This window comes from Longimicrobium sp., assembly GCF_036280135.1.
Classification (GTDB): domain Bacteria; phylum Gemmatimonadota; class Gemmatimonadetes; order Longimicrobiales; family Longimicrobiaceae; genus Longimicrobium.
This window is the reverse complement of record NZ_DASURI010000702.1, coordinates 1-4,793: the sequence shown is the minus strand read 5'-3', so window position 1 is coordinate 4,793 and position 4,793 is coordinate 1. Positions and strand designations below refer to the sequence as shown.

Below are 4,793 nucleotides of genomic sequence, written 5' to 3'. Positions count from 1 at the left end.
GGGGGGGGGGGGGGGGGGGGGGGGGGGGGGCCCCCCCTCGCCCGCGGTAGACCCTCTGCTTCCAAGCTGGAACGTGCCGGTCCTTCCCCGCGGGAGATCAGGGCTCAATCCTGCCGGTTTCCCGCGCCCGACATCTCCACCTCGGACTCCGCACCGCGCGCGGCGGGGAGCGCCACGCCGAACTCGGCGCCGCCCTGCGGACGGTTGCGGGCCCACACGCGGCCACCATGCGCCTGCACCGTCTGCCGCACGAGCGCCAGGCCCAGCCCCGTGCCCCGCGCCTTGGTGGTAAAGTCCGGCTCCCACACGCGCTCCACGTGCTCGGGGCGAATGCCCGGACCGTCGTCCAGCACGCGCACCTCCACCTGCGCGCCCGCCTCGCGCAGCTCCACGCGCACCGATCCGCCCCCCGCCGCCTGCACCACCTCACCCGCGTTCAGCAGCAGGTTGGCGAACGCGCGGGAGAGCGCGTCGTGGTGCCCGCGCACGCACGGCAGCCCCTCGGGCCCCACCAGCGACGAGGCCACGTGCGGCGGCAGGTGCGTGCGCAGCAGGTAGTCCATCAGCTCGCGCAGGTCGATGTCGCTGGGCGGCCCCTCGGGCATGCGCCCCAGCTGCGCGAAGGTGCGCGCCAGCTCCTCCAGCCGCGCGCTCTCGGCCTCCATCACCTCCAGCGCCTCGCGGGTGTCCTCGCGGTCCGCCGCGCCGCGCCGCAGCGTGTGCAGGGCAAAGCGCATGGGCGTGAGCGGGTTCTTGAGCTCGTGCGCCACCCGCCGCGCCATCCCCACCCACGTCCGCGCGCGCTCCGCCTCCAGCTCCGCCTCGTGGGCGGCGGCCAGCTCCGCCTGCATCTTGCGGAACGCGCGGCGCAGCGTGGCGAACTCGTCCGCGGCGGCGCGCCCGTCGGGCGCGGGCAGGGGCTCGCGGCGGGCCACCATCCCCGCCCACCCCGCCAGCTCCTCCACGGGCCGCGACAGCCGCCGCCCCATGCTTTGCGACGCCCGCAGCGACAGGAACGCCAGCACCCCGCCGATCACCAGCCCCGCCAGGGGGATGAGGATCATGGTGCGGTTGATGAGGTACTCCCACCGCCGCGCGTTGGTGATGCTCACCTCCAGCTCGTCGCGGTGCCGGGCGGCGGCGCGCACCAGGGCCGTGTCGCCGGACTGCTCGGCGCGGCGGATGAGCTCGCCGCCGCTCCCGCCCACCCGCTCCCACGCACCCACGCCGTCCGACAGGCGAACGGCGCGCGCGATGACGTACGCCCCCGCCCCCACCAGCAGCAGCGAGGGGAGCACGGAAAACAGCAGCAGGGCACGGCGGAGCCGGCGTTCGAATGGCCTGCGCCGGAGCATCACACGAATCGCAACCAGGGGAGCGGGTTGACCCGCGGGGGCGCGACGCGGAGCTTTCATCGCGCCGCCGCACAGCAAGTATGCCCACGCGCGGCGGTCCGGGCAAGCGATGCGCGTCGATACGACACGGGGAGGCGGATGCAGCAGGGGCTGGAAGCGGAGCTGCGCGCGCGGTTCGACGTGCGCGAGGAGCGGTTCGAGCACGGGGACTGGTCGGTGGACCTCATCCTTCCCCGCGCCGCCGACGAGCTGATCGACGAGGGCGAGTTCGCCGACGACGAGCGTCTGCCGTACTGGGCGGAGCTGTGGCCGTCCGCGCGGGGCCTGGCCCGGCACCTCCTGGATGCGTCCGCCGGCGGGGACTCCGACGGGGGAGGCGGATACGGAACGGCGGGCGGCGGATGGGGCGGCGCGCGCGTGCTGGAGCTGGGATGCGGCGTGGCGCTGCCCTCGCTGGCCCTGCGCAGCCGCGGCGTCGACGTGCTGGCCACGGACTGGTACGGCGATGCCCTGCGGTTCGCGGAGGTCAACGCCGCGCGCAACGGCCTGGACCCGCTGCGCACGGAGATGCTGGACTGGCGCCATCCGCCGCGCGGCTGGGGCTACGACCTGGTGATCGCGGCCGACGTGCTGTACGAGCCGCGCAACGTCGACATCCTCGCGGCGCTGCTGGGGCGCGTGGTGGCGCCCGGCGGCACCGCCCTTGTGGCCGATCCCGGCCGCGTCTACGCGGGCGACTTCCTGCGGACCCTGCGGCAGCAGGGCTGGCGCGCCGACGAGGCCGACGTGCGCATGGAGCCCTCCGCCGCCGGCGCCCAGAGCCGCGTCCGCATCCACCGCCTCCGCCGCGCGGAGTGACGGGATGGATGAAAACCGCGTCGCGTGGTCTGTCCCCGCTGAGTCCGGTCTAAGAAGTCAGACTCGCTCTCCCGGTGGAAAACTCGGCTTTCGAGAATGCGCTTAGACGCGCGATCGCAGCCTCGGGATACATCCAACTACCCCCCAAAACCGAGATCTGGATCGGCCGTCGGACTTTTTGGACCGGACTCCCCGCTGTCATCCTGAGAGGATGGTGAATGGCCCGGATGGGCCAGAAGCGTCATCCTGAGGAGCCGCCGCGTTAACGCTGTCCGTGCGTGATCCATGGCGGCGACGAAGGATCTTGCCCGCGAAGCTCGGGGATCGCCCTCGTGCACGGAATCCGCCTCCGAGTCTCGCACACAAGATCCTCAGTCGCGCCATAGGTCTGCGTGCGTTCATGGGATACGCGGCGCTCCCTCAGAATGACGCATCGCGGACGCAGGTTTCCAAACAGCCTCCGCGCTCGATCCCTCGGCTCGTCTCGCACTCCGCCCAACGGATGGACGCGGCGGGCTGTACTCGCGGCATCAACCTTTCGGAAGCCGCCAGCATACAGCACTTGACATCCGCATCCCGCCATCACGCGAGCCCGCTTATCCACATGCGCGCCATCCAAACGACCCTCCTGGCCGCCGTCACCGCGACGCTCGCGACCTCCGCCGCGGCGCAGACACCCGCGCCCACGCTGGAGATGCGCCCCTGCGAGCTGTCGCCCGGCGGGGAGACGGGGCGCTGCGGCACCTACTGGGCGCCGGAGAACCGCGAGCAGCCGGACGGACGCCGCATCCCGCTCGCCGTGGTGGTGGTGCCGGCACGGAGCGCCACGCCTCGCCCCGACCCCATCTTCTTCTTCGTGGGCGGTCCCGGGCAGGCGGCGACGGACTTCGCGGCCATGTGGGCCGACGCGCCCGACCGCGAGCACCGCGACGTGGTGCTGGTGGACCAGCGCGGAACGAGCCGCGAGCACGCGCTGCACTGCCAGCTCTCCGGAAGCCCCGACAATCCGCAGGGCTACCTGGATCCCATCTTTCAGCCCGCGCTGTTTCGCCGGTGCCGCGCGGAGCTGGAGCCCCGGGCAGACCTCACCCGCTACACCACGGCCGACTACGTGGACGACGTCGACGAGGTGCGGCGCGCGCTGGGCTACGACAGGATCAACGTGCAGGGCGGATCGTACGGCACGCGCGTGGTGCTGTTCTACCTGCGGCAGTATCCGCGACATGCGCGTACGGCGTACATGACGGGCCTGTATCCGCCCACCACGCGCAACCCGCTGTACCACGCGGCCGATTCGCAGGCGGCGCTGGATTCCATCTTCGCCCTGTGCGCCCGCGAGGCCGCCTGTTCCGCCGCCTTCCCGAACCTGCGCGCCGAGTTCGCCGAGACGATGGAGCGGCTGCGGCGCCAGCCCGCGCGCGTGATCCTCCGCGATCAGGCCACCGGCGCGCCCATCGGCCTCACGCTGGACGCCGACGCGTTCGCCGAGGGCGTGCGGGTGACGATGTACGGCTGGGACCGCGCGCGGCGCCTGCCGCTGCTGCTGCACCGCGCCCACGGCGGCGACTACACCGCGTTCGCCGCCACCGCGCTGGCCAACAACGCCGCCCTGCGCGACATGCTGCACCTGGGGCTGGGGATGTCGACCATCTGCCAGGAAGACATGCCGCGCATCACCGAGGCGGACATCGTGGCCCTGACGCGCAACACCTTCCTGGGCGACCAGCGCGTGCGGACGCAGCGCGCCGCCTGCGCGGAATGGCCCACGCGCCCGCTCCCGGCCGGCAGCATGGACCCGGTGGTCTCCGACGTGCCCGCGCTGCTGGTGTCCGGCGCGTACGATCCCGCCACCGCGCCACGCCTGGGCGACGAGACGGCGCGCACGCTGCGCAACAGCCTGCACGTGGTCGTTCCCGGCGGGCACATCGCCCAGTCGCCGTGCCTGGCCGGCATCGTGAGCGACTTCCTGGAGCGCGGCACCGTGCAGGGCCTCGACACCTCCTGCGTGTCGCAGATCCGCCTCGCACCGTTCGTGGTGTCGGAGGAGGAGGCGGACGCGAATCGGTAGAGACGGAGCCGAGCGATGAATCACCTCCCCCGCGCAGCGGGGGAGGTCGCGAGTCGACAGCGGGAGGGGGCCTCGGCGCGGAGATAGCCCTCGTGCCCGTCAGCCACCCCTCAGCCGGAGTGAATGAGCAGATTGCGGATCTGATCCGGTAAGGCCGTCTCCCAGCCGGAGCGAATGAATTCGCCGCTGGAAAATCGCGAAGTCCGCCTTCGCGGACTGGCCCCAGCACGGGCGGCGCCACGTGCAGCGGGGCGGGCTTCGATGGTTCGAACGCGGCCGGTGTGCACAGCGATGGCGTGCGGCAGGAGCTGTCGGCGAAGGCCGACATCGCGCAGTCAGAGCCGCGAATTCATTCGCCGGGGGCTGGGACCTCGCGACGCCGATTCAGATCCGCAGCTGGCATCATTCGCCGGCTGGAAACTCGCGAAGTCCGCCTTCGCGGAGCCCCAGCGGCGATCGGAACGTGTGCACCAGAGCGGAGTTTCCGTTGTTGAAGCCCCACGCAGTTTGTG

General features: G+C 72.4%; 3 protein-coding genes. 2 read left to right on the top strand and 1 reads right to left on the bottom strand.

Annotated features, from left to right (window positions below; all coding sequences use genetic code 11):
- Positions 1–104 precede the first annotated feature (104 nt).
- Entirely contained in the window at positions 105–1,355 is a 1,251-nt protein-coding gene (locus VFZ20_RS22585; protein ID WP_329686216.1) for a HAMP domain-containing sensor histidine kinase, read from the bottom strand.
- A 138-nt stretch (positions 1,356–1,493) separates the two neighbouring features.
- Here VFZ20_RS22585 and VFZ20_RS22580 point away from each other — a divergent pair, with 138 nt between their 5' ends.
- Together VFZ20_RS22580 and VFZ20_RS22575 are read left to right on the top strand one after the other, a co-directional pair.
- Positions 1,494–2,213, top strand: a complete 720-nt coding sequence (locus VFZ20_RS22580) for a class I SAM-dependent methyltransferase (protein WP_329686215.1) — start codon at positions 1,494–1,496, stop codon at positions 2,211–2,213.
- Between the two features lie 604 nt (positions 2,214–2,817).
- The gene (locus VFZ20_RS22575) at positions 2,818–4,281 is read left to right on the top strand and encodes an alpha/beta hydrolase (protein ID WP_329686214.1); all 1,464 of its coding nucleotides are present in this window, start codon (positions 2,818–2,820) and stop codon (positions 4,279–4,281) included.
- Positions 4,282–4,793: the final 512 nt, after the last annotated feature.

Bases quoted from the DNA above. Each gene is read 5' to 3' on its own strand.
- VFZ20_RS22580 (WP_329686215.1), top strand. From the start codon at position 1,494: ATGCAGCAGGGGCTGGAAGCGGAGCTGCGCGCGCGGTTCGACGTGCGC.
- VFZ20_RS22575 (WP_329686214.1), top strand. From the start codon at position 2,818: ATGCGCGCCATCCAAACGACCCTCCTGGCCGCCGTCACCGCGACGCTC.
- VFZ20_RS22585 (WP_329686216.1), bottom strand. From the start codon at position 1,355: ATGCTCCGGCGCAGGCCATTCGAACGCCGGCTCCGCCGTGCCCTGCTG.